This window comes from Mesorhizobium sp. M1217, assembly GCF_040318275.1.
Classification (GTDB): Bacteria; Pseudomonadota; Alphaproteobacteria; order Rhizobiales; family Rhizobiaceae; genus Mesorhizobium.
Genome location: NZ_JAMYMA010000005.1, coordinates 227772 through 251731 on the forward strand (window position 1 = coordinate 227772; position 23960 = coordinate 251731).

Below are 23960 nucleotides of genomic sequence, written 5' to 3' on the forward strand. Positions count from 1 at the left end.
GCTCAGTCTCCCTGTTGACCTTTTTCAGGTTCGGTTTTGATGAGAACGGAGGCATTGCGCCCCTTGCTCCCCTCGATCGCGGAAAGGGCTGGCCGCAGCTTGTGGCCGGTCCCTTCCAGTATCTTCTCGGCCGCATCGGCGCTGGCGGCGCCGGCGGCGAGCAGAATAGCGGTCTTGACGACGCCGCCGCTCTTATCGAGCAGGCGCGCCGCCTCGTCCTTGTCGCGCCCGCTGACGGCGGCAACGATGCGTGCGGCGCGGTCGCGCAGCTTGATGTTGTCGGCCGTGAGGTTGACCATGTAGCCATCATGGACATGGCCGAGATGGATGGCTGCCAGCGTCGACAGCATGTTGAGTGCGATCTTCTGGGCGGTACCGGCACCCATGCGCGTCGAGCCGGCAATCAGCTCGGGCGGCGTTTCGAGCAGGATGGCGATGTCGGCCAGCCGCAGCAGCAGCGCATCCCCGTTGTTGGCGACAGCAATGGTCGCCGCGCCGCGGCGCCTGGCATCCTCGATCGCCCTGACAGCATAAGGCGTCGAGCCGCTGGCCGAGACGGCGATCAGGCAGTCGCCCTTGCCAACGCCGGCGGCGGCGACCGCTGCCGAAGCTTCGTCAGTGTCATCCTCCGGCCCGCCGGCCAGTGTCTTGAAAGCTTCGTCGCCGCCAGCGATCAGGATGGCGATACGGTCGCGCTGGATGCCGAAAGTGCCCGGCAGCTCCAGCGCATCGGCCAATGCCATCAGGCCCGAGCTGCCGGCGGCCGCATAGGCGAGCTTGCCGCCGCTTTTCAGTCTGCTTGCGATGATTTCGGCTGCCGCGGCAATGGCAGGAATGGCGCCGTGAACGGCCTTGGCGGCCTCGATCTGCGCGTTGGCCAAAGAGGAAAGGACGGCTTCCGGGGCCTGGATATCCAGTCCCTCGGCATTGTGGTGAAGCGCTTCGGTGCGCGTTTCGGCCATCCGCTTTCCTCCAATCGAGAAAACCATACCAAAAAAATACCACTTGTCCACACGCATTAATCAAATCCTTGCGGTGGCGCAGGCTTGCGGACGAAATCAGCTGATTTTCCAACAAACTACGCCTTAACTTTTTTGAAACGGAAATTAATCCTTGGCTATTGGTATTTTATTGGTATTATCCGTCTGGAGGAGAAATCGCGTGAAATTCGTGCTCGGCATCGATGGCGGCGGCACCAGCTGCAGGGCGGCCCTTGCGACGGCCGATGGCAGCGTCCTCGGCCGCGCCAAAAGCGGCGCCGCCAACATCCGAACCGATCTCACCGGCGCCAGGGCCAACATCGTCGACGCGGCGCAGCAGGCCTTTGTCGCCGCGGGCAGAGATCCTGGACTGATCCCGCAAACTCCGGCCATTCTCGGCCTAGCCGGCGCCAATGTCGGCACCTACAGGCAGCAGCTCGAAGCGATCTTGCCGTTCCGCATCAGCCGTGTCGAGACCGACGCCGAGATCGCGCTGGAAGGCGCGGTCGGCTCTGGTGACGGCGCCATGGCCATACTCGGCACCGGCACCGCCTATATGGCGCGCAAGAACGGCCGATCGCGTGCCATCGGCGGCTGGGGGTTCCAGGTCGGCGACCAGGGCAGCGGCGCCCGCATCGGCCGCGACCTGCTCGAGCAGACGCTGCTCGCCTATGACGGCATCCGCGAAGGATCGCCACTGACGCAGGCCATGCTCGCCATCTTCCGCAACAATCCCGAGGATGTGGTCGAATTCACCACCAATGCCAAGCCCGGCGATTTCGGCGGCTTCGCACCCAAGGTGTTCGAACATGCCGAAAAAGGCGACGTCGTCGCTATCTGGATCCTCGACAAGGCGGTGGCCGATGTCGAGGCAGCACTTGGCGTGCTCGACCTTGGTGGCGACGATCCGCTTTGCCTGCTCGGCGGCCTGGCGCCGCTTTACGCGCCGCGCCTGTCGGCGCGCTACCGGGCGCTGCTGAAGCCGCCGCTCGACGACGCGCTGGGCGGCGCGGTTCAGATGGCGGTTCGGATTTTTACGAAGGCGGCGGAGGCGGCGCGATGAGCGACGCCGCCGACCAGATTTTCGCGGCGCTGAGACAATCGTCGCAGAGTGGCGCGCCACTCTATCTGCAGCTGAGGAAAAGCATCGAGGACGCCGTCAAACGCGGGCTGATCGGACCGGGCGATGCGCTGCCTTCCGAGCGCGACATCGCCAGCAAGGCCGATATTTCGCGCGTCACCGTGCGCAAGGCGGTGCAGGACCTGGTCAAGGGCGGCATCCTCGTCCAGCGTCATGGTTCCGGCACCTTCGTTGCGCCGCGCATGGAGCGCGTCGAGCAGTCCCTGTCGATGCTGACCTCGTTTACCGAGGACATGGCACGGCGCGGCATGGCGGTGCGTTCGGCCTGGCTCGACCGCGGCCTCTATCCGCCATCGCCCGACGAGATGATGGTGCTCGGCCTGGCGTCGAACGAATTGGTGGCGCGCGTCGCGCGCCTGCGCATTGCCAACGACACGCCGCTGGCGATCGAGCGCGCCTCACTATCGACAAGCGTGCTGCCCGATCCGGCGGCGATCGGTTCGTCGCTCTACGCGGCGCTGGAAAAGACCGGCAACAGGCCGGTGCGGGCGGTGCAGCGCATTTCCGCCACCAATCTCGGCGATGGCGACGCGCATCTGCTGGAAGTGCCGCCGGGCATTGCCGGCCTGCACATCGAGCGTATCTCCTATCTGGCGAGCGGCAAGGTGATCGAGTTCACCCGCTCCATCTACAGGGGCGACGCTTATGATTTTGTCGCCGAACTCCGGCTGAGCGGGCCGGGCGAAGAGGGCAGGCCATGACCGCAACAATGACCCATATGCGGCGCGAGATCGAGGAGATCCCGGAGGCCACCGCCCGCCTGCTCGACGGCTCGGCCGCCGTGCTGACGGTAGCCGGGCGCGGCATTCGCGAGCGCGACCCGAATTTCATCGTCACAGTGGCGCGCGGCTCGTCCGACCATGCCGCGACCTTCATGAAATATGCCGTGGAGCTGACCGCGGGCCTGGCGGTTGCATCGGTCGGCCCGTCGATCGCCTCGATCTATGGCGCAAAGCTCAAGCTGGGCGGCTCGGCCTGCCTGGCGATCTCGCAGTCGGGCAAGAGCCCGGACATCGTTGCGATGGCGCGAGCGGCGCGGGCCGGCGGTTCGCTGACCGTCGCCATCACCAACACCGCCGATTCGCCGCTCGCGCGGGCTTCGGACTACGCGATCGACATCCTTGCCGGACCGGAGCGCAGCGTCGCAGCGACGAAGACCTTCGTCAATTCGGCGGTCGCAGGGCTCGCTCTGATGGCGCATTGCACCGGCGACGACAAACTTCTGGCAGCACTTGCCCGCTTGCCGGAGCATTTTCGGAAGGCGATCGCTTGCGACTGGATGGCGCTGGCCGGGGCACTCGAGACGCCGAAATCGCTGTTCATCCTTGGCCGGGGCCCGTCGGCGGCGATCGCCAACGAGGCGGCGCTGAAATTCAAGGAAACCTGCGCCATGCATGCGGAAGCCTATAGTGCCGCCGAAGTCATGCACGGCCCGCTGGCGCTAGTCGGTCCCGGCTTCCCAGTGCTGGCGCTGGCTGCCCGCGATGCGTCCGAACCATCCGTCGCCGAGGCCGCCGACAGCCTGGCCGGCAAGGGCGCCGCTGTCTTTGTGACTTCGGACAAGGCAAAGAAGGCGCAGCCTCTGCCGCATGTCGCCACCGGTCATCCGCTGACCGACCCGCTGACACTGATCGTGTCGTTCTATGGTTTCGTCGAGGCTTTTGCCCGCCATCGCGGCCTCGACCCAGACACGCCGCCCAATCTGCGCAAGGTGACGGAAACGCTATGAGCGATCGCTTTGCGCTGACCGGCGCCCGGATATTCGATGGCGATGACTGGCACGACAATGCGGCGCTTGTCGTGCGCGACAGCCTCGTCGAGGCCATCGTTGCCGCCGGCGCCGTTCCATCCGGTGTTGCGCCTATCGAGACCGGCGGCGGTATGCTGGTTCCGGGTTTCGTGGATTTGCAGGTCAATGGCGGTGGCGGCGTCATGCTCAACGACCATCCCGACGTCCCCTCGATCGAGACCATCTGCCGGGCGCACGCGCCCTTCGGCACGACGGCGCTATTGCCGACGCTGATCACCGACACGTCCGAGATCACCGCCGCGGCGGTTGCCGCCGGAGCAGAGGCCGCACAACGGAAGGTGCCGGGCTTCCTAGGCCTGCATCTCGAAGGCCCGCATCTGTCGATCGCCCGCAAGGGCGCACATGACCCGGCCTTGATCCGGCCGATGCTAGATCCCGACCAGGCGATGCTGATCGCGACGCGGAAAAACCTGCCGGTGCTGCTGACTACGGTGGCGCCCGAATCCGTCGAGCCCGACCAGGTATCGGCGCTCAGCAATGCCGGCGTCATCGTCAGCATCGGCCATTCCGATACCGACTATGCCACGGCCCGCACCTTTTCCGAGGCCGGCGCAAAGGTGGTCACCCATCTTTTCAACGCGATGAGCCAGATCGGCAATCGCGAGCCGGGGCTGGCGGGCGCGGCAATCGATACCGGCACATTCTATGCCGGCATCATCGCCGACGGTATCCATGTCGATCCGGCCACCATGGCCATCGCCTTGCGCGCCAAGCAGGGGCCGGGCAAGATCCTGCTCGTCACCGACGCCATGGCGACGATCGGCACCGACATGACCTCGTTCACGCTGAACGGTCGCACCATCCACCGCAAGGATGGCAGGCTGACACTTGCCGACGGCACGCTGGCGGGCGCGGATCTCGACATGATTTCCGCGGTGCGCTTCGTGCATCGCGTGGTCGGTCTCGACCTCGACGAAGCCTTGCGCATGGCCTCGCTCTATCCGGCGCAGGCGATCGGCCAGTCGCACCGGCTCGGGCGCTTCGCCAGGGGAACCGCCGCCAACATCGTTTCGTTGTCGGACGATCTGGACATGAAAAGCGTCTGGATCGACGGCGCCAGGGTTTTTGCAGCCAGCCCTGCTTGTTAGGGTTAGCCGGCTTTGGACGTATAGAGGTCTTTGTAGGCTTCGCGCAGCAGGTTCTTCTGCACCTTGCCCATCGTGTTGCGCGGCAGTTCGTCGACGAAGATCACCTGTTTCGGATGCTTGTACCTGGCGAGGTGCCCAGCGATGGCCTCGATGATCGCGGCGGCGCTGATCGTCGAGCCCGGCGCCCTCACCACGATCGCCGTGACACCCTCGCCGAAATCCGGATGGACAACGCCGATGACAGCGCTTTCGGCAACACCGGCAAGAGCGTCGATCTCGCTCTCCACTTCCTTCGGGTAGATATTGTAGCCGCCGGAAATGATCAGGTCCTTGCCGCGGCCGACGATGTGGACATAGCCGTCGGCATCGATCAGCCCGAGATCGCCGGTGATGAAGTAGCCGTCGTCGCGGAATTCCGCCCTGGTCTTTTCCGGCATGCGCCAGTAGCCGCAAAAGACGTTCGGGCCCTTGACCTCGATCATGCCGACCTCGCCCGGGGCAAGTGTTTCGCCGCCATCGGGATCGGAGATGCGCAGGCAGACGCCGGGCAAAGGGAAGCCGACCGTGCCGGCACGCCGCTCGCCCTCGTACGGGTTCGACGTGTTCATGTTGGTCTCGGTCATGCCGTAGCGCTCGAGGATGGCGTGGCCGGTGCGCTCGCGCCACGCTCTGTGCGTCTCGGCCAAAAGCGGTGCCGAGCCGGAAATGAACACCCGGATGTTTTTCGCCGCTTGCCGGTTCAAACCGTCCTGCTGCAGCAGGCGGACGTAGAAGGTCGGCACGCCCATCAGCGCGGTGGCGCGCGGCAGTAGCGAGACGATGCGGGTCGGGTCGAATTTGGTTTCGAACAGCATCGAGGCGCCGGCCATCAGGACGACATTGGTGGCGACGAAAAGGCCATGCGTGTGGAAAACCGGCAGCGCGTGAATCAGCACGTCTGCGGCAGTGAAGCGCCAGAGGTCGACCAGCACCCGCGCATTCGAGGCGAGGTTTTCGTGGCTGAGCATGGCGCCTTTCGAACGGCCGGTGGTGCCGGACGTGTAGAGGATCGCGGCAAGGTCGTCCGGTCCGCGCGCCACATCGTGGAAGTCCACGGCCGCCTCAGAGGCTCGATCAGTCAACGAACCCTCGCCCTTGCTGCCGAGTGTCGCGACCGCAGCGCCCGAGGTCTGCGCCAAAGCGCCGATCTCGCCCGCTCGCGCCGGGTCGCAGACGACCAGTCGCGGCTCGGCATCCCTGAAGAAATAGTCGAGCTCGGTCAGCGTATAGGCGGTATTGAGCGGCAGGAAGATCGCGCCGGCACGCAGGCAGGCGAGATAAAGGAAAATGGCCTCCGGGCTCTTCTCGACCTGAACGGCGACGCGGTCGCCGGCTTCGACGCCCAGCTGCGACAGCGCATGCGCCAGTTGAGCGGAGCGCGCCAGCGTCTCGCCATAGCTGATCGAGCGCCCATCCTCTGTCTCCATCAAAAGGCGTTCGGGCGCGGGCATCCGGGCACGGAAAGCATCGAACAGATGGTTGCTCATATTTCCCCCCGAGCGGCTGGTCCGGCCGGACGGCAGCGGTCAGCCGGCCGCCTTGTCCGCCGCTGCCCTGATTGCCTCGATGTTTGCCCGGTAGGCGTCGACGCTGCCGCCCTTGAAGATAGCCGCGCCGGCGACCAGCACGCTGGCGCCGGCCGCGGTGACAAGGGGCGCAGTTTCAGGCGAAATGCCGCCGTCGATCTCGATCCGGATCGGCCGGTTGCCGATCAGCGCCTTCACCCGCTTCACCTTGTCGACGATCGCTGGAATGAAAGCCTGGCCGCCGAACCCCGGATTGACCGTCATGATCAGGACCAGATCAAGCCGGTCGAGCACGTATTCGATCATCGTTTCCGGTGTCGCCGGGTTGAGTGACACGCCGGCCTTCTTGCCAAGGTTTTTGATCGTCTGCAGCGAGCGGTCGAGATGTGGCCCGGCTTCGGCGTGCACCGTGATGCCGTCGCAGCCGGCCTCGGCGAAGGCGGCCAGATAGGGGTCGGCCGGCGCGATCATCAGATGGCAGTCGAAAAACGCCTCGGTGCGGTTGCGGATCGCCTTGATCACCGGTGGCCCAAACGTGATGTTCGGGACGAAATGCCCGTCCATGACGTCGAGGTGGATCCAGTCGGCGCCGGCGGCCGTCACCGCCTCGACCTCGTCGCCGAGCTTCGAGAAATCGGAAGCAAGCACCGATGGCGCGATCAGGGTTTTTTTGCTCATGATGCGGCCTTCCCGTACGCCCCGGTTTGCGGACCCTCTGTCTGTATCGACTGCCTAGACCATGAGTCCGGAAAGTGGAAGCCGGTTTGTCCTTCCGCCGATGCAGCGGCTTCAGGTTTGCGCTGCCTTCTCATCTGCCCGCTGAAGAAAAACCCCGCCGGATCGCTCCGGCGGGTATTGGGTGACGAGTACGGTCACTGTTTGAAGTTCTGGATTTCCCGCGCCGTATCCTATTGCTCCGGCTGCGGCTTGCGCCTTGGCACGACCTGCTGAGGAACATTCGGATTCAGCAGCAGGTTCGGCTCAAGCGTCGATTTCCTGCGGACCGGGACGCAGTCCGGATATCGTCCGACCGTTCCGATAGGGCAGCGCCGCTTGATGATCGGCTGGCACTGGCCATTGATCGGCCGCGCGCCCGGTGCGCATTCCAGCCGTGGTTTGCGGCAGGCGCCGTCGCGCAGCTCTGTCCCACGCGGACAGACGCAGGCGCCGCGCTTGTTGTGGATCTGGCCAGGTATCGGGCACTCCACCACAACCGGCTTCTTGCGCCTGCAGGCATTGCCCTGCAGTTCCGTGCCCCGGGGGCAGACGCAATCGCCGTTGGCGTCGTGGATCTGACCACGGATCGTGCACTGCTTGGGCTGCGGCCGAATTGGCCGGCAGGCATTGCCCCTGACTTCCGTGCCCCTCGGGCAGATGCAATCGCCAGCGGCGTTATGGATCTGGCCCCGAATGGTGCACTGTTCGGGCTTTGGCTGGATTGGCCGGCAGGCATTGCCCCTGACTTCCGTACCTCTCGGGCAGACGCAATCGCCAGCGGCGTTGTGGATCTGACCCCGAATGATGCATTGCTCGGGCTGCGGCTTGTTGCCCACGCAAGCGCCGTTCTCCAGCTCGGTCCCGCGCGGGCAGACGCAGCGTCCGTCATCGGTACGGATCTGGCCTTTGAGCAGGACGCAAGGTTTTGGCTTCGGCACGATGACCGTGCCTCCGCCGGACAAGCATTGGCCGTTACGGAAGGTCGTGCCTGGCGGGCAGACGCAGTTGCCGGCGTCGTTCATGACGAAGCCTTGCGAGCATTCCTTCTTCACCTCATGCGTGATGATGAAGGGATGGCAGGCATAGGCCTTGCCGCGATCGCCCTGCACATTGGCGGCACCACGAGACAACACGTCGCCACCGCCTTGCACCGGCGTCTTCGGAGACAGCACGCCGACGCAGTTCTGGCCGTTGACAGTGCCCTGCAGATTGGTCAGACGGCCATCGTCGGGAATGATCACGGTCACATTGTGCACATGGCTTTCCCCGGCGCCGAGCGTCAGTTGGGCGATGCAGGACAGAGGCAAGGTTGCCGGCTCCTGCGAGCAGCCGAAGGGCGGATCGATCGAGGTGATCGCAACGCCTTCCAGCCGGCCGAGGCCTTCGACGCCGATCGCATCGCCGATGCGAACCGGACCGGAGAAGGCGCTCGTCCCATCGTTCGTGATGGTGATCTTGAACGAGCAGGGCTGGCCGGGCTTGCACTCGGCGTCGCCAGTCTTCTCGACGCGGATGGTCGAGGCGCCGCCGCCCTTGGCGCAGGCCTGGCCGATCGGATAGACGATATCGTCTCCCGGAGCCGGGCCGTAGGAGCCGCGTGCGCAGTTCTCGAATTCGCCGTTCGCGGCAACCGTCACGTCGAAATGGCGGCTGGTTCCAGGCGTCATAACGGCGCCGGGAATCTGGCACGACAGCGCATTGGCCGGAACCGGTCCGCAAGCCCATTCCGCGCCGTCTGGGGTGACGCTCTGGATCTGGACCGGCGCTCCGCCGGCTATCAGCGTCGCGGCATCGTTGACCCGCACCGGACCGGTCGGGGCTGTGGCGCCGAGGCTGATGACGGTAATGCGGCAGGAAACGACCGCAGCACCGGCCAGCGAGCCATTGCACACCTTGGTGATGCGCATGGCCGGCTGCCCGCCATTCGGATGACGGATGCGTTCCTTGGCGCAGGCCCTGTTGTTGGTGATGTCGTTCTCACCGGGAATGGCCTTCACCTCGGCGCAGTTCTCGACACTATCGGGCCGGAAGTTGGCCGGCATCACCGCCCTGACGAAGATCGGCGTCGAGGCGCCCGGCATAAGCGCGATGCCGGGATTGTCGCAGCGGAACTTGCCGGAACCGTTCGGTCCGCACGTCCATGGCGGCGTCGGGCCGAAGGTCGAGGATGCCGGCGCGCCGCCCGGATAGCTATCGACGACCGTCAGCGGCCCATTGTAGGGGACGCTGCCATTGTTGATGATGTCGATCACGAAGGTGCAGACGCCATCGGCCGAACAGAATTCGGTGCGGGCGCGCTTCTTCAGGATCAGGTCGACCTTCTTCTCCACCGGTGGCCGGCAGTCGCGGTCACGATCGCCACGGCGGCAGACCGGGATCGACGCACAGCCGCGGTCGTTTAGCTGGCTGCCGAAAAGCGGCTTGCCGCTGGCGCCGTAATTGTAGGTGGCGCAGTTGCGCAAAACGCTGCCTTGCCAGCCTGCGGCCGGCTTGAAGCCGAGCTTGAGGTCGACAGAGGCACCCGGATTGAGCGTGGTCACCGGATGGGTGCAAATCATCGGGGTGATTCCAGGCGCGCAGACCCAAGGCGGGTTCGGCCCTGAATCGAGGGTGGAGCCGGCCGGCAGGGTGACTTCGTCGAGCACGATCTTGCCGTAGTAGGGCGCATCGCCGACATTGGTGACCCTGATGGTGAAGTCGCAGCCGCCCGCCATCGTGCAACGTTGCACGTCGGCACGCTTTTCGACTTTCAGATCCGGTTCCTTGTCCTTCGGCGGGCACCTCTGGTCACGCGGGATGACGATGTCGATGGTCTGCGTACAGCACAGGCCCCAGCCCTCCTTCGGGCCGGCATAGGTTTCGATACCGGTGACGATGATGTGGATGACGTCGCCCGGTGAGGCGCCGACGATCTTCCAGTTGAGCACACCGCCGCCGGCCGGCACCAATTGGGTGTCGGGAATGATTGTGATGCCGGGTGTCGTCGTCGAAAGCTGCACCCATTTGCCAGCCATCTCTGGGCCGACCGGCATATGGTAGATGAAGGCGCCGCCGCCGGGCACGCAATCGACCGTGCCTCGCTCCACCTTGAAGCATTCACGATTGCCAGGAGGTGGAGGCGGTGGGTTGCACTCGGTGACGTCGATCTTGATCGACGTCTTTGCACCCGTGAGGTAATTGCCGTCGTCCGGCTTGCCCGGATCCTGCGACAGGATTTCGATGCCGGCGCCGCGTTCGCGGCTCACCTTGACCACGCCCTGGTTGTTAACGATTGCCGGCGACGGAAACGCCGCATGGTCGATCTTGGCGGTGATCTGGAAGGTGATGGCGCGCTCGTTCGCAGCGCCGATGCCGTCGAGGTCGCTGGCGGAAATCCGGAAATCGGACACCGTCGCCGTATCGTCCGGGCCAGCCGAACTGCTGATCGCAGCGCCGGGCAGCGGTCCGCCGGATGCGTCGGTGCCGTCGCCGGTCACATGCACGCCGACAATCCGCAGGCCGTGCGGGAGTTGGTCCCTGAAGTCGAGCCTGACCTTTTTCAGCATGGCCGCGAGGCCCGGGCCGGCAAAACCCTGCGGATTGCCGCGCAAGCCAAAGCTCAGCGAGTATACGACATAGTCGCAGCCTCTCTGGCCGCCTTTCTTGGTGAAGAAGGGCACGATCCGGCCCGGCTCCGGGTTGACGATGCGAGGATTGTCGAAATCGAGCTTGGGATCTGGAATGACAGTGCCTGCATCGGCAGGCTTGGCCTTGGCCGGAGCAAGGTCTTCAGCGAAGCCTTGCAGCGGGCTCAGCATGGCGACCGCGATACCGGCCGCCATCAGCCAGCGCGCGCCGCGCCTGGCGAGTGACAGGGGTTTCATGATGGTCTCCATGACGAATGATTGTTTGCCGGTTGATTGGCTGCTCGTCGCAAGCGGGGACTGTGCAAAATTGCTCATCTTCCCCTTCTCACGGTTCGCAGCTGACGGCTGGGGTTCTGAGCGGCAAGGTCATCTTGCAGCAAGGGTAGTAGCCACCCTTGTCGCGGTCGGACTGCCTGTAGAAGCAGAGCCCGACATCGACCCTGTCGCCAGGATAATGGCCGGTGATACCGATCGTGAATGGCGCGCCGGGCGCATGCGACAGGGGCGAAGTCACCCCGACGCCAGGCGTCCTGGACAGAGCCTTGATCGAATCGCCGCCGAAGCCGGTATGGTCATGAAGATAGAGATCGGCCTCGAGGCCGGAGGGCGTGCAGAAATACTCGACATCCTCGACATCAAGGCAAGGAGGCAGATTGCCGGGGGGCGGGAAGTCCGGCGGATAGAACGGTGGCAGATAGCCGCCCGGCACCTGCTCGTAATAGCCGGCACGGCCTTCGCAGGGGCGCCAGACCTCGACGTCGCCGACATGGCCTTCCACTTCCGGGTCTTCGAAATAAGTGTCGAAATCGACGAACCACGAGCCGAAAGGCGGCACGTTGGCCGGCCTGACCAGCGCCGTCGGCGTGATCTGCACGCCGTGCACGGCAAGCGGCCCCCCGGCTGCGAGCTGTTCGGCGAGCGCCGGGTTGTCGCGCAACTTGTCGCCGGTATCGACCAGCGTGTCGGTGCAGATGCCGGTATCGAGATTGCCTTCGGAATCGTAGCCATATTGCAGGTCGAGGCCGCCGGCCGACTGCCGGTTGTCTTGCGGGAAGCCGACCGCATATTCCTGCGGCACTTCCACCCAAACCGATTCCGTTGCCGGATCGTCCGGATTTTCGCGCCAGTAGCGGATGACCTCACCCTTGCCGGAATCGGCGAACTGGCTGTAGTCGTAGCGGTTTTCCACCGGGCCGCGCTGAGCCAGATACATGAAGCCCTTGTTGTCAAAGGCGATGTCGGTGACCGCGTAATCCTTGTCGGCCTTGACGGTCAGCTCCCAGCGCGGGTCGCCGAAGCTGCCGTCGCCGGCAATGCCCACCGACCAGATCTCCGCCTTTTCCCCGACCGAGTAATAGAGCCGGCCGCCACGATAGGCGACCGACCAGACGCGGCGCTCGTCCTGTGTGTAGCCCCAGCTATCGGGGTCCTCGCTGTCGAAGGCAGCACCCTGGATGTCCATCACCGAGCCGTCGTCGGCGACTGGGGGCAGCCCGTGCGCCGGGCGGCCGGCGACGCCGTGGTCGAACGTGTCGACTAGCGCGCCATTGGCGTCGATGCGGTGGATAAGGCCGGTGTCGAGATCGCTGGCGAAGAACTGGCGGTGGATATTGTCGAAAGTGACGTCGCCGATGCCGGGACCGCTATTGGCGTCGATATCGGCGAATTTCGAGACGGCGCCGGTGATGCCATCGATCTTCCAGATCGTTCCGGGGCCGCCGCCGTTTTCGGTGCCGAACTGGCCGTCCATGAAGACCGCGTCAGCCGTGCCGCGGCGCTGCCGCTCCGGCCGGCCGTCGGCATCGCCGTCTGGTGTGACGATGCGGATGCCGTGCAGCGAGGTGGCGCCGGCATAGAGGTTTGGAATGGCCGAGGGAACGCCGTCGCGCACGCCGTCGTCATAAGTGATGCCGAACACCTGGCCGATTTGCTCGGCCGTGACCTCGAAGGGTGGCGGGGTGAAGACCAATTGGCCAGACGCCGGCCCGCCCAGCCTTGAAACGTCGAAGACGCGCAAGGTTGCGCGCGCCGTGTCGATGAAGGTCTCGTCGACCGGATCGACGCCCGGCGGCAGGCCTTCCTCGAAATTGGGGATGATGGTGCCAGAGAATCCGGTCACTGCCATCGAGCCGGGATAGATGATCTGGGTTTCCTGGGCCTGTGCCGAGCCGCCGAGCCAGAGCCCAGCGGCGAGTGCCAAGGCCGATAATCCGCTGGCAGCCTGGATTGCGCGGCGCAAATGGCCGGCACGAGAGCGCACGGACGCGCCATGGTCGCAAGACATGGATCTCCCCCCACAGGTCATGGGAGAAACATCCGGTCTCGGCGCGCAAATCAGGGCAAGGCGCGGCGTTCCGGCACGTTCATCCCTGATCGAATTGTCTGCTTTCCTCACCGTCATGATACGCCGGCGTCCGCGCAGGGTCAACGGAACCAGCGGAAAGCCCAGCGCATCGACCCGGTCCCGAAGGCGACTGTCGCGCTGAGTTCCTGCTGTTCCCGGAGACCATCGAGCCTCTGGATCTGTGGTCATGGGGCTTTCCTTTCCGGGGCCGCACCACGCGGCACCTGAGCGTCAGTCGCGAGGTGAGGCGGAAAGGTTCATGGACCGGGGCCGGGCCGGCTGGATCACGGCCGGAAAATACGGGCCTGCCGGTCCCGAATCCGATCAACCGCGATGAATGGTGAACGCCTTGCGCAGAATGCTTGCGCGCCACGCAGCCTGTTCTTATATACGCGCCAAGCCGTCCAGCGCCGAATGCCGGTTGCCGGAGCGGAATTTCTTGTGAACAGGGGCTTTCGTCGGAACGCCTGTACGGGTCCTGAGAGCCTGCTTAGCGGAGAGATTAGAGAAATGGCAAAAGTAATCGGTATCGATCTGGGAACAACCAACTCCTGTGTCGCCATCATGGACGGCAAGGAATCCAAGGTCATCGAGAATGCGGAAGGCGCGCGCACGACCCCTTCGATCGTCGCCATCAACAGCGACGGCGAGCGCCTCGTCGGCCAGCCGGCCAAGCGCCAGGCGGTCACCAATCCTGAAAACACCATTTTCGCGGTCAAGCGCCTGATCGGCCGCCGCTATGACGATCCGGTGACGGAGAAGGACAAGAAGCTTGTCCCCTACAAGATCGTCAAGGGCGACAATGGCGATGCCTGGGTCGAGGCCGGCGGCAAGAACCAGTCGCCCAGCCAGATCTCGGCGATGATCCTGCAGAAGATGAAGGAAACGGCGGAAGCCTATCTCGGCGAAAAGGTCGAGAAGGCGGTCATTACCGTTCCGGCCTATTTCAACGACGCCCAGCGCCAAGCCACCAAGGATGCAGGCAAGATCGCCGGCCTGGAAGTGCTGCGCATCATCAACGAGCCGACGGCGGCAGCACTTGCCTATGGCTTGGACAAGAAGGAAGGCAAGACGATTGCCGTCTATGACCTTGGCGGCGGCACGTTCGACATTTCGGTGCTCGAAATCGGCGACGGCGTGTTCGAAGTGAAGTCGACCAATGGCGACACCTTCCTCGGCGGCGAGGATTTCGACATGCGTTTGGTCGAATATCTGGCGGCCGAGTTCAAGAAGGAACAGGGTATCGACCTGCGGAACGACAAGCTCGCCCTGCAGCGCCTCAAGGAAGCGGCTGAAAAGGCCAAGATCGAGCTGTCGTCCACCACGCAGACCGAGATCAACCTGCCCTTCATCACCGCCGATGCCAGCGGCCCTAAGCACCTGACGCTAAAGCTGACGCGTGCGAAGTTCGAGAGCCTTGTCGAAGATCTCGTCCAGCGCACCATCGAGCCCTGCAAGGCGGCGCTCAAGGATGCCGGCCTCAAGGCCGCTGAGATCGACGAGGTCGTTCTGGTCGGCGGCATGACCCGTATGCCCAAGATACAGGAGATCGTGAAGCAGTTCTTCGGCAAGGAACCGCACAAGGGCGTCAACCCGGATGAGGTCGTCGCACTTGGCGCTGCCATCCAGGCCGGCGTGCTGCAGGGCGACGTCAAGGACGTGCTGTTGCTCGACGTGACGCCGCTGTCGCTCGGCATCGAGACGCTGGGCGGCGTATTCACGCGGCTGATCGAGCGCAACACGACGATTCCGACGAAGAAGAGCCAGGTGTTCTCGACGGCTGAGGATTCGCAGTCGGCGGTGACCATCCGCGTCTTCCAGGGTGAGCGTGAAATGGCCGCCGACAACAAGGCGCTCGGCCAGTTCGACCTGGTCGGCATCCCGCCTGCGCCGCGTGGCGTGCCGCAGATCGAGGTCACGTTCGACATCGACGCGAACGGCATCGTCAACGTTTCGGCCAAGGATAAGGGCACCGGCAAGGAGCACCAGATCCGCATCCAGGCGTCTGGCGGCCTTTCGGACGCTGACATCGAGAAGATGGTCAAGGATGCCGAGGCCAATGCCGAAGTCGACAAGAAACGTCGCGCACTGGTCGAGGCCCGCAACCAGGCCGAGGCTCTGGTGCATTCCTCGGAGAAGTCGCTGAAGGACTATGGCGATAAGGTCTCGGAGACCGACCGCACGGCGATTGCCGATGCGATCGCGGCGTTGAAGACCGCTGCCGAAGGCGATGATGTGACCGAGATCGAGGCCAAGACGCAGACGCTCGCCGAAGTCTCGATGAAGCTCGGCCAGGCGATGTACGAGGCTTCGCAGAAGGAAGCCGCCGAGGCCGACGCCAAGGCTGATGCCGCCAAGGACAGCGATGTGGTCGATGCCGATTTCGAGGAAATCGACGAAGACGACGAGAAGAAGAAGTCGGCCTGAACCGCCTGACGGTACAGGTAAGCAAAAAGCCCGGCGCACAGCCGGGCTTTTTTGCAACCCTTTGCCGGAAAAACGCCGAGCTACCCGAAAAAATGCGGACAAAGCCTCGTAGACACTGGCATCCCGGCTCCATCACACCTAAATCGGAACAGCGTGCCGGCAAACGACGCAACGATACTTCAAGACGTTGACTATCCGGACTGCGGGAAAACATGAAAGCTGATTTTTACGAAACGCTGGGCGTGCAAAAAGGCGCCGACGAGAAGGAGCTCAAGAGCGCTTTCCGCAAGCTGGCCATGCAGTTCCATCCCGACCGCAACCCAGGCGACCATGCCTGCGAGCACAAATTCAAGGAAATCAACGAAGCCTACGAAACGCTGAAGGACCCGCAGAAGCGCGCCGCCTACGATCGCTTCGGCCACGCCGCCTTCGAGCACGGCGGCATGAATGGCGGGGCGCAAGGCTTTGGCGCCGGCGGCTTCGCCGACATTTTCGAGGACATTTTCGGCGACATGATGGGCGGGCGCCAGCGTCGCTCGTCCGGCGGTCGCGAGCGCGGCGCCGACCTGCGCTATAATATGGAAATCACGCTGGAAGAGGCATTTTCCGGCAAGACCGCGCAGATCCGCGTGCCGGCATCGATCTCCTGCTCGGAATGCTCGGGCAGCGGCGCCAAGCCCGGCACCCAGCCCGTCACCTGCTCGATGTGCAACGGCCACGGCAAGGTGCGCGCCACGCAAGGGTTCTTCTCGATCGAGCGCACCTGCCCGCAATGCCAGGGGCGCGGCCAGACCATCAAGGATCCATGTCCGAAATGCGCCGGCCAGGGCCGCGTCACCGAGGAGCGCTCGCTGTCGGTCAACATCCCTGCCGGGATCGAGGACGGCACCCGCATCCGGCTTGCCAATGAGGGCGAGGCCGGCCTGCGCGGCGGCCCATCGGGCGATCTCTACATCTTCCTCGCGGTCAAGCCGCACGAGTTCTTCCAGCGCGACGGCGCCGATCTTTATTGCAAGGTGCCGATCTCGATGACGACGGCAGCACTTGGCGGCTCGTTCGAGGTGACGACATTGGACGGCACCCAGACGAAGGTGAAGGTGCCGGAAGGCACCCAGAACGGCCGCCAGTTCCGCCTCAAGGGCAAGGGCATGCCGGTGCTGCGCCAGCCCAATATCGGCGACCTCTACATCCAGACCGTGGTCGAGACGCCGCAGAACCTTTCGCGCCGCCAGCGCGAATTGCTGGAGGAATTCGAGCAGCTTTCCTCAAAGGACAATTCGCCCCAGTCGAGCGGATTTTTCGCCCGCATGAAGGACTTTTTCGAAACGTTCGGCGAGCATTGAAGCTGATCCCTGGAAACGCTTCCCGAGCGTCATCAACACCTTATCCGGGGATTCGCCTTGTCTTGCACCTCGTAGCTGCTAAGTAGCATGCGAGGGAGCGTTGAGGAGGACTTTCGATGACGCGTAGTCCCGGACTGCGAAAGACGCTGGCGGAAAAGTTCGACGACGAACTGAAGTTCTTCAAGGGCTGGATCGACAAGCCGAAGGCGGTCGGTTCGATCGTCCCGACCAGTTCCATCACCGCGCGCAAGATGGCCTCGATCGTCAATCCGAAATCCGGCCTGCCGGTGCTCGAGGTCGGGCCTGGCACAGGCGTCATCACGCGCGCCATCCTCGCTCAGGGCATAAAGCCTGAAAATCTCTACGCGGTCGAATATTCCACTGATTTCGTGCGCCATCTGCGCCAGCTTTATCCAGGCGTCAACGTCATCGAGGGCGACGCCTTCAATCTCGACGCGACGCTCGGTGACAAGCGCGATCTGGTCTTCGATTCGGTGATATCGGGCGTGCCGCTGCTCAACTTCCCGGTCGCCCAGCGCATCGCCTATGTCGAGAGCCTGCTCGACCGCATCCCGGCGGGCCGGCCGATCGTGCAGCTGACTTACGGGCCGCTGTCGCCGATCCCGCCGGGCCGCGGCGACTATACGGTCGAGCATTTCCATTTCGTCATCCGCAACATTCCGCCGACGCAGCTTTGGATCTACCGACGCGGGGCCGCCTGAATTGCAGCGTTGGGTTTGAATAGCACTTGTCTTATACCCATCGGGTGACAAGGCAGACCCCATGGCTGTGATCCCGAAAATTCTCGTCGTCGCCGGTTCGGTGCGCAGCGGCGCCTATAGCGCCAGGACCGCCGACGTTGCGCAGAAGGAACTTGCCATGCAGGGCGCGGAGGTGACCCGCATCTCGCTCGCCGACTATCCGTTGCCGATCCTCGACCAGGATCTGGAAAAGGAAGAAGGCATTCCCGAAAACGCCGTCAAGCTCGGCCGGATGATCGCCGCCCATGACGGGCTGCTGATCGCGACGCCCGAATATAACGGCTCCATTCCACCGCTGCTCAAGAACACCATCGACTGGGTAAGCCAGCTGCGCAAGGATGGCGGCCAGACGTTCAGGCCGCTTGCCGGCAAGGTTGCCGGCCTCTGCTCGTCTTCCAACGGACCCTTCGGCGGGATACGCTGCATCAACCATCTGCGCGCCGTTCTGGTGCGCTGCCGGATGGAGGTGGTGACACCGGAATGCTCGGTGCCGGAGGGCGGCAACGCCTTCGACGACGAGGGCAACTTCAGGGACGAGAGACTACGCCAATCGATGGAGCACCTATGCCGAACGCTGATCGAAACCTCGCGCATGCTGTCGACGCGGATCGAGGCATGATCCCGGACGCCGCGCATGCCGACACGATGCAGGAAAGGCTGATCGTCGGCCTCGACCTGCCGACGCTGAAGGAAGCCGAGAAAGCGGTGCGCGAGCTCGACGGGATCGTCTCCTTCTACAAGATCGGTTACCAGCTCGCCTTTGCCGGCGGGCTCGACTTCGCCCGCGAGCTGGCCAGCGGCGGCACCAGGATCTTTCTCGACATGAAGCTGCTCGACATCGATAACACGGTGGCCAAGGGGGTCGACAACATCGTCAGGATGGGCATGAGCATGCTGACCATCCATGCCTATCCGAAGACGATGAAGGCGGCGGTCGAGGCTGCGAAGGGCAGCGACCTTTGCCTGCTCGGGGTCACCGTGCTGACCTCGATGGACGAGCAGGACGTGATCGACGCCGGCTATGAATATGATCCGCATACGCTGGTGCTGAGGCGCTCCGAGCAGGCGCTACATGCCGGCATGGGCGGCATCGTCTGCTCGGCCGAGGAAGCGGAGGCGGTGCGCCGCATCGTCGGCCCCAACCTGGCCGTCGTGACGCCGGGGATCCGGCCCACGGGCAGCGACCATGGCGACCAGAAGCGGGTGGTGACGCCGGCGCAGGCGATCCGCAACGGCTCCAGCCACCTCGTGGTCGGCCGGCCGATCGTCGGCGCGGCCGACCGGCGGGCGGCAGCTGAAGCCATCCTCGATGAAATGCGCTCGGCATAAGGACCAAAAACCAGGAGAAACCGATGCCCAAGGGATACTGGATCGCTCGCGTCGACGTGCGCGATGCGGAAGGCTACAAGGACTATGTCGCAGCCGCCAAGCTGGCCTTCGACCGCTTCGGCGCCAAGTTCCTGGCGCGCGGCGGCGCGCATGAGAAGGCCGAGGGGCCGGGCCGCGACCGCAATGTGATCATCGAGTTTCCGTCACTTGCGGCGGCGCATGACTGCTACCACTCGCCCGAATACCAGCGCGCGGTCGCGATCCGCCAGAAGGTGGCTGATGGTGAAATCGTGCTGGTCGAGGGGATTTAGGCGCGAAGTCGGTTCATCGCGGTCTCGGCCATCGCATTGGCGAGGCTCAGGCCCCATTGCTGGCGACAGTAATCGCGGAAATCGAAGCAGGGCAGGCCGGGGCAGACCTCGAACTCGATGAGGTGCACGCTGTCGTCGGCTTCGACCCGGAAGTCGATGGAAAACACATCCCGCAGGCCAAGCCCGACCATCAGGCTTTCGGCGATGCGACGAATTCTTGCATCGGCTCGAGGCTGGCTGGCGCCAACGGGAAGCAGCAACGGCTCAGCGTAATTTCCCGCGGCTTTCGCCGCTACACCGGTATCGCCGTAAAGCGCCAGGCTGTCCTGCATGGTCTGGAAATCGCTGCCCGAATCGACAAGGGCGATGCCGATCGCCTCGGCGCCGGTATCCGGCTTCAATCCGAGAAAACTGGCGCGCGCGTTGCGGCCGGCGACATAGGGCTGGACCACGACATCGTCGCGATAGGCGGCGAAGACGCGCCGGCTAAGCTCCAGCGCGTGGCCGAGATCGTGGCAGCGCGAATCCGGCCAGATGCCGATCTTGGCGCCGAGCCGGTTCGGCTTGACGAACCAGCCGGCGGGCGAGTCCGGCGGCGCGACCAGCCAGGCTCCGTCACGGGCAAGGCCCGCCCGCGGCACCGGCAAGCCAAGCGCGCCGAGCACGGCGCCGGAACGGAACTTATCCTGACAGAGCGCAAAAAGCGCATCGTCGGCGCCGATCGCCTTCAGGCCGTTCAGCCGTGCCAGAGCTGGTGCCGCGCCGCCGCGGAAATAGGCGATGCCGTCGGTCAGTGTCCAGACGAGCGTGGTCTTCGGGTCCTCGCCGGCGAGAACGCTTGCGGCGGCGTCGAGTGTCACCGGCGCAAACGACAAGCCGCGCTTCTGGCAAGCGGCGGCAAGTGCGTCGAATTCAGCAGCGATGTCGGTCGATTGCGCCAGATAGGAGGCGATTTCGACGGCACGCTCCGGCACGTGGTTATCGGCGACCAGCCGATCGAAGCAGGCCTTTTCCGGCTCGTAGACAAGGATCAGCTTCGGCTTGCGGCTTGACATGGGTGGAACGGCTCCTGGCAGCACGATTGCCTACCATCGCACGGGGAACGCATTCGGCTTGCGCGGAACCGACGTTGATCGGACGCCTGCACGACAGCAAGCGCACCATCTTCTTGTTTGACCATGATCTTTTCCGAACCAAAGGTTCGGGACCATGGTCTAGCCAATCAGCACGCGCGGCTCGAAGCGACCATTGACTGGAATGTCGAGCATAAACGTCATGCCGGCTTGCGGGTCGAGCAGGCGCTGCTTCTCGCTCTTGCCGGACCAGGCGGAGGTGACCGCGATCCGGTCGGCATTCCTGCCGACAAAAGCCGGACAGGACGGCTGCGTCGCCGGCATCGCCACCGAACGGACAAGCTTGCCGTCGGGTCCATAGGCTTCGACGACGCTGCCGCCCCAGCAAGCGTTCCACAATATGCCGTCGCGGTCGAGCACCGAACCATCGATATAGCCCTTGGCCGAACGGTGATCGACGAAGACCTTCGGTTCGCCAACCGGCAGGCCGGTCGCAGGATCGCAGCCGACGCGCATCAACAGCCCGGTGCTGGTGTCGGTATAATGGGCGATGGTCCCATCTTCGGAAAAGCAGATCGAATTGGGCACCGTGAGATCCGCATAGAGCCGGCGCAGCTCGCCCTTGAAGAACCAGTAGATAGAACCGGCGGCCTTCTCCTCGCCCTTACCCATGGTGCCGACCCAGAGGGCGCCGCAAGGGTGAACGCGGGAATCGTTCGAGCGGGTGACCGTATTATCGGCCTCGATCGGCGTGTGCAGCGTCAGCTTGCCGGTCGCGACATCGCGGACATGCAGGCCGGTCTCGGTGGCGATCAGCTGGCGTTGGTCGTCGACGATGGCGATGGCGCTGGCCATCTGACCGAGCTCGTGGATTTTGACCGCACCGCCGGACAAGCGCTGTTCCAGGAGCTGGCCGTTGACGATGTCGAACCAATAGAGCGTGTCCGTGGCAGGGTCATAGCTTGGCCCCTCGCCGAGTTGGCAGACATGGTCGGAAAAAACCGAAACGATGGTCTCGCTCATCATGCCGCTCCAAACGCCGCGTCCCAGGCCACGACCGCAGCCTTCGCCCGTGCTGCCACTTCGTCGATGCTCATGCCCGGCTTGAACAGGCTGGAGCCAAGACCGAAGACGGTGACGCCGGCCGCTTTGTAGCCGGCAAAGTCCTTGTCCGAAACGCCGCCGACGGCGCCGACCAGCACACTGGCTGGCAGCACCGCGCGCATCGCCGAAATGCCCGCCGCGCCAAGCACGCTCGCCGGGAAGAATTTCAATGCCGAGGCGCCGAGCCGGATTGCTTGAAATGCCTCGGTCGGCGTGAACACGCCGGGCATCGTCACCATGCCGTACTGCATGGCACGGCCCATGACCTCGGCATCGATATTGGGGCTGACCAGCAGCCGCCCGCCGGCCTTGTGCAGACCGTCGACATCGGCGGCGGTGAGCACCGTGCCGGCGCCGACCAGCGCCGTCGGAGGAAGCGCTTCGACAATACTGGCGATGGAAACAAAAGGCTCGGGCGAGTTGAGCGGCACCTCGATTGCTTCGATGCCGGCGCCGAAGATCGCCTGGCCGATCGCCACCGCCTCGCTTGGCTTGAGGCCACGCAGGATCGCGACCAGACCCCGCTTGAGCTTTGGAAAAGGTGCGGTTTCGGTCATGCGGCAACTCCATTTTTGGCGATCATGCCATTTTCGCGCGCGGCTTCGGCAAGGCCGGCACGCACCGCCTCATCGGCGTCGACCGCCCTGAAAGCGAGCCCGGCAAGGCCGAGCGCCTCGGCATAGAGCCTGCCGAGTGCGCCCGATGCGATCAGCACGACGGGCACGGCGCTTGCCCCATAGCGGCTATTTGCCGAAGCGATCTCGCCGCCGATCAGCAGGCCGGACAGAGAGGCTGCGGCATCTTCGGGCTTCAGGTCCTGCAACAGGCTGGCGGCGCGGATCGAGAACAGTCTTGAAACGATGTCACCGCCCTCGGCCAACGCCTTCAGGCACCAGTCCCGGAAAAACGGACTTTCGGCGGCAACCGGCTGCGGCGGCTCGCCCAGCGAATGGCGCAGGATCGAGTGCGCAGCCAGCACCGAAAACAGCTCGCCGGTCGGCCAGGTGCCGAAGCCGGCAATGGAACCGTCCTCGACCAGCACCCATTTCGAATGGGTGCCGGGCATGCAGACGAGGTGGCGTCCCTGTGCCGGCAAACCGGCGCCGGCAAGCTGCGTTTCCTCGCCGCGCATGACGTCAGGTGCATCGGCAAGGCGTTGGGCAAGGCCGGGCACGATGCGGATGTCGCGGCGCTGGCCGGGGATGCGGGCAGCGCCGGCGAGGATAGCGCCGATCGGCGCCGGCACGCTGACATAGGGCGCCTCCAGCCAGCCCTGGCGCGAACCGGCCATCCCGCAAATGATGACCGGCAGCGCCTCGGGGGCACCCATGGCAGCCAGATGCCCTTCGAGAACGGACGAAAATCCTTTAGCCTGGGCGGTGATCAGCCCGTCATCGCCGCGCCGCTCGGCGAGAACCTTGCCGGCGCCGTCGAGCAGCCACACCCTCATCCGGGTGGTGCCCCAGTCGACGGCCGCGACAGAAGGGGCCTTGCTCGATGAGATCACAGGAACCCCCCGTCGACGATCAGCATCTGCGCGGTCAGCATGCGTGAAGCATCCGACGCCAGGAACAGCACGGTGCCGACAACGTCTTCCGGCTGCATCACCTCTTTGATGCACTGCTTGGCGACGTGGGCGGCGAGCGCCTGTTCGGTGACCCAGAGCTTTCTCTGCCGCTCGGTGATCACCCAGCCGGGCGCGATTGCGTTGACGCGAATGCCGTCGACGCCGAGCTTGCCGGCAAGACCCTTGGTGAGGCCGACGATGCCGGCCTTGGCGGCGGTATAGGCCGGCATATCGGGATGGTTGATGAGAAACGAGGTCGAGGTGAAATTGATGATCGAGCCGCCACCGGCCCGCTTCATGCCCGGCGCCACCGCCTGTGCGCTGAAGAAATGCGGGCGCAGGTTGATGGCATGATTGTTGTCCCAGAACTCGACCGTGACGTCTTCGACGGCATGACGGTCATCCTGCGCGGCATTGTTGACCAGCACGGTCACGTCGCCATGCGCCTCGGCGGCTTTGGCAACTGATAACCGCAATGCCTCGATATCGCGTATATCGGTCTTGAGATAGAGCGGCCGCCGGCCGAGCTCCTTGTCTAACCGATCGGCCAGCGCCAGGCTCGGACGGTCGGCGATATCGATAAAGGCGACCTTTGCCCCCTGGCGGATAAATCCCTCGGTCAAGGCGGCTCCAATGCCGGAGCCGCCACCGGTGATCAGCACCGAAGCGCCTTCGAGGTCGGCAAAGCGTGCCGATGGCATCATGAATTCTCTCCCGGTCCAACGATCTCGGTCTGACCGGCGCGCATCCTATCCAGCCATGTCGGGCGGGCAA

At 64.4% G+C, this 23960-nt stretch carries 20 protein-coding genes; 10 read left to right on the top strand and 10 right to left on the bottom strand.

What is annotated here, in order from left to right:
• Positions 1 to 2: 2 nt before the first annotated feature.
• Positions 3 to 962, bottom strand: coding sequence for an N-acetylmuramic acid 6-phosphate etherase (locus NKH37_RS10730; protein WP_023718920.1), 960 nt, complete (start codon positions 960 to 962; stop codon positions 3 to 5).
• Positions 963 to 1161: 199 nt separating this feature from the next.
• Between NKH37_RS10730 and NKH37_RS10735 the strand changes: the two genes are divergently transcribed.
• The 4 genes from NKH37_RS10735 to nagA are packed head-to-tail and all read left to right on the top strand — an operon-like array spanning position 1162 to position 5019.
• Positions 1162 to 2043, top strand: a complete 882-nt coding sequence (locus NKH37_RS10735; RefSeq protein ID WP_023718919.1) for a glucosamine kinase nucleotide-binding domain-containing protein — start codon at positions 1162 to 1164, stop codon at positions 2041 to 2043.
• A complete protein-coding gene (locus NKH37_RS10740) occupies positions 2040 to 2822 on the top strand; it encodes a GntR family transcriptional regulator (protein ID WP_023718918.1) in 783 nt (260 codons plus the stop codon). Before NKH37_RS10735 ends, NKH37_RS10740 begins: the two co-directional genes overlap by 4 nt.
• Positions 2819 to 3850: an SIS domain-containing protein gene (locus NKH37_RS10745; protein WP_352481410.1), complete on the top strand. Its 1032-nt coding sequence runs from the start codon at positions 2819 to 2821 to the stop codon at positions 3848 to 3850. The genes NKH37_RS10740 and NKH37_RS10745 overlap by 4 nt, the downstream gene beginning before the upstream one ends.
• Positions 3847 to 5019, top strand: a complete 1173-nt coding sequence (nagA, locus tag NKH37_RS10750; RefSeq protein ID WP_353006743.1) for an N-acetylglucosamine-6-phosphate deacetylase — start codon at positions 3847 to 3849, stop codon at positions 5017 to 5019. Before NKH37_RS10745 ends, nagA begins: the two co-directional genes overlap by 4 nt.
• A gap of 2 nt (positions 5020 to 5021) precedes the next feature.
• Here nagA and NKH37_RS10755 read toward each other — a convergent pair whose 3' ends face one another.
• The 4 genes from NKH37_RS10755 to NKH37_RS10770 form a co-directional block, all read right to left on the bottom strand.
• Positions 5022 to 6545: a malonate--CoA ligase gene (locus NKH37_RS10755; protein ID WP_353040990.1), complete on the bottom strand. Its 1524-nt coding sequence runs from the start codon at positions 6543 to 6545 to the stop codon at positions 5022 to 5024.
• 39 nt (positions 6546 to 6584) lie between these two features.
• Positions 6585 to 7262: a ribulose-phosphate 3-epimerase gene (gene rpe / locus NKH37_RS10760; protein WP_023718915.1), complete on the bottom strand. Its 678-nt coding sequence runs from the start codon at positions 7260 to 7262 to the stop codon at positions 6585 to 6587.
• A 230-nt stretch (positions 7263 to 7492) separates the two neighbouring features.
• Positions 7493 to 11242, bottom strand: coding sequence for a DUF7929 domain-containing protein (locus tag NKH37_RS10765; RefSeq protein ID WP_353006741.1), 3750 nt, complete (start codon positions 11240 to 11242; stop codon positions 7493 to 7495).
• A 10-nt stretch (positions 11243 to 11252) separates the two neighbouring features.
• Entirely contained in the window at positions 11253 to 13460 is a 2208-nt protein-coding gene (locus NKH37_RS10770) for a hypothetical protein (protein WP_502895966.1), read from the bottom strand.
• Between the two features lie 321 nt (positions 13461 to 13781).
• Here NKH37_RS10770 and dnaK point away from each other — a divergent pair, with 321 nt between their 5' ends.
• The 6 genes from dnaK (at position 13782) to NKH37_RS10800 (ending at position 19442) form a co-directional block, all read left to right on the top strand.
• Entirely contained in the window at positions 13782 to 15698 is a 1917-nt protein-coding gene (gene dnaK / locus NKH37_RS10775; RefSeq protein ID WP_023718912.1) for a molecular chaperone DnaK, read from the top strand.
• A 212-nt stretch (positions 15699 to 15910) separates the two neighbouring features.
• A complete protein-coding gene (dnaJ, locus tag NKH37_RS10780) occupies positions 15911 to 17041 on the top strand; it encodes a molecular chaperone DnaJ (RefSeq protein WP_023679852.1) in 1131 nt (376 codons plus the stop codon).
• A 116-nt stretch (positions 17042 to 17157) separates the two neighbouring features.
• The gene (gene pmtA, locus NKH37_RS10785; protein ID WP_352481404.1) at positions 17158 to 17763 is read left to right on the top strand and encodes a phospholipid N-methyltransferase PmtA; all 606 of its coding nucleotides are present in this window, start codon (positions 17158 to 17160) and stop codon (positions 17761 to 17763) included.
• Positions 17764 to 17824: 61 nt separating this feature from the next.
• Positions 17825 to 18421: an NADPH-dependent FMN reductase gene (locus NKH37_RS10790; protein WP_353040992.1), complete on the top strand. Its 597-nt coding sequence runs from the start codon at positions 17825 to 17827 to the stop codon at positions 18419 to 18421.
• Positions 18418 to 19131 carry an orotidine-5'-phosphate decarboxylase gene (gene pyrF / locus NKH37_RS10795; protein ID WP_352593293.1) on the top strand — a complete coding sequence of 238 codons (714 nt, stop codon included), beginning with the start codon at positions 18418 to 18420 and terminating at the stop codon, positions 19129 to 19131. Before NKH37_RS10790 ends, pyrF begins: the two co-directional genes overlap by 4 nt.
• Positions 19132 to 19154: 23 nt before the next feature.
• Positions 19155 to 19442, top strand: a complete 288-nt coding sequence (locus NKH37_RS10800; RefSeq protein WP_023718908.1) for a DUF1330 domain-containing protein — start codon at positions 19155 to 19157, stop codon at positions 19440 to 19442.
• Here the strand turns inward: NKH37_RS10800 and NKH37_RS10805 are convergent.
• The 5 genes from NKH37_RS10805 to NKH37_RS10825 form a co-directional block, all read right to left on the bottom strand.
• Entirely contained in the window at positions 19439 to 20497 is a 1059-nt protein-coding gene (locus tag NKH37_RS10805; protein WP_352481402.1) for a D-alanine--D-alanine ligase family protein, read from the bottom strand. The genes NKH37_RS10800 and NKH37_RS10805 overlap by 4 nt on opposite strands.
• Before the next feature lie 159 nt (positions 20498 to 20656).
• Positions 20657 to 21538 (bottom strand): SMP-30/gluconolactonase/LRE family protein, encoded by an 882-nt coding sequence (locus tag NKH37_RS10810; RefSeq protein WP_352481401.1) that lies wholly within the window; start codon positions 21536 to 21538, stop codon positions 20657 to 20659.
• Positions 21538 to 22176: a 2-dehydro-3-deoxy-6-phosphogalactonate aldolase gene (locus tag NKH37_RS10815; protein WP_023718905.1), complete on the bottom strand. Its 639-nt coding sequence runs from the start codon at positions 22174 to 22176 to the stop codon at positions 21538 to 21540. Before NKH37_RS10815 ends, NKH37_RS10810 begins: the two co-directional genes overlap by 1 nt.
• Entirely contained in the window at positions 22173 to 23123 is a 951-nt protein-coding gene (locus NKH37_RS10820; protein WP_031193988.1) for a 2-dehydro-3-deoxygalactonokinase, read from the bottom strand. The genes NKH37_RS10815 and NKH37_RS10820 overlap by 4 nt, the downstream gene beginning before the upstream one ends.
• The gene (locus tag NKH37_RS10825) at positions 23123 to 23890 is read right to left on the bottom strand and encodes an SDR family NAD(P)-dependent oxidoreductase (protein WP_352848319.1); all 768 of its coding nucleotides are present in this window, start codon (positions 23888 to 23890) and stop codon (positions 23123 to 23125) included. The genes NKH37_RS10820 and NKH37_RS10825 overlap by 1 nt, the downstream gene beginning before the upstream one ends.
• Positions 23891 to 23960 lie beyond the last annotated feature (70 nt).

What these genes read in the sequence shown, in the direction of transcription:
- NKH37_RS10730 (WP_023718920.1), bottom strand. Translation starts at nt 962, where the DNA reads ATGGCCGAAACGCGCACCGAAGCGCTTCACCACAATGCCGAGGGACTG.
- NKH37_RS10740 (WP_023718918.1), top strand. Translation starts at nt 2,040, where the DNA reads ATGAGCGACGCCGCCGACCAGATTTTCGCGGCGCTGAGACAATCGTCG.
- NKH37_RS10745 (WP_352481410.1), top strand. Translation starts at nt 2,819, where the DNA reads ATGACCGCAACAATGACCCATATGCGGCGCGAGATCGAGGAGATCCCG.
- nagA (WP_353006743.1), top strand. Translation starts at nt 3,847, where the DNA reads ATGAGCGATCGCTTTGCGCTGACCGGCGCCCGGATATTCGATGGCGAT.
- NKH37_RS10755 (WP_353040990.1), bottom strand. Translation starts at nt 6,545, where the DNA reads ATGAGCAACCATCTGTTCGATGCTTTCCGTGCCCGGATGCCCGCGCCC.
- rpe (WP_023718915.1), bottom strand. Translation starts at nt 7,262, where the DNA reads ATGAGCAAAAAAACCCTGATCGCGCCATCGGTGCTTGCTTCCGATTTC.
- NKH37_RS10765 (WP_353006741.1), bottom strand. Translation starts at nt 11,242, where the DNA reads ATGAGCAATTTTGCACAGTCCCCGCTTGCGACGAGCAGCCAATCAACC.
- NKH37_RS10770 (WP_502895966.1), bottom strand. Translation starts at nt 13,460, where the DNA reads ATGACCACAGATCCAGAGGCTCGATGGTCTCCGGGAACAGCAGGAACT.
- dnaK (WP_023718912.1), top strand. Translation starts at nt 13,782, where the DNA reads ATGGCAAAAGTAATCGGTATCGATCTGGGAACAACCAACTCCTGTGTC.
- dnaJ (WP_023679852.1), top strand. Translation starts at nt 15,911, where the DNA reads ATGAAAGCTGATTTTTACGAAACGCTGGGCGTGCAAAAAGGCGCCGAC.
- pmtA (WP_352481404.1), top strand. Translation starts at nt 17,158, where the DNA reads ATGACGCGTAGTCCCGGACTGCGAAAGACGCTGGCGGAAAAGTTCGAC.
- NKH37_RS10790 (WP_353040992.1), top strand. Translation starts at nt 17,825, where the DNA reads ATGGCTGTGATCCCGAAAATTCTCGTCGTCGCCGGTTCGGTGCGCAGC.
- pyrF (WP_352593293.1), top strand. Translation starts at nt 18,418, where the DNA reads ATGATCCCGGACGCCGCGCATGCCGACACGATGCAGGAAAGGCTGATC.
- NKH37_RS10800 (WP_023718908.1), top strand. Translation starts at nt 19,155, where the DNA reads ATGCCCAAGGGATACTGGATCGCTCGCGTCGACGTGCGCGATGCGGAA.
- NKH37_RS10805 (WP_352481402.1), bottom strand. Translation starts at nt 20,497, where the DNA reads ATGTCAAGCCGCAAGCCGAAGCTGATCCTTGTCTACGAGCCGGAAAAG.
- NKH37_RS10810 (WP_352481401.1), bottom strand. Translation starts at nt 21,538, where the DNA reads ATGAGCGAGACCATCGTTTCGGTTTTTTCCGACCATGTCTGCCAACTC.
- NKH37_RS10815 (WP_023718905.1), bottom strand. Translation starts at nt 22,176, where the DNA reads ATGACCGAAACCGCACCTTTTCCAAAGCTCAAGCGGGGTCTGGTCGCG.
- NKH37_RS10825 (WP_352848319.1), bottom strand. Translation starts at nt 23,890, where the DNA reads ATGATGCCATCGGCACGCTTTGCCGACCTCGAAGGCGCTTCGGTGCTG.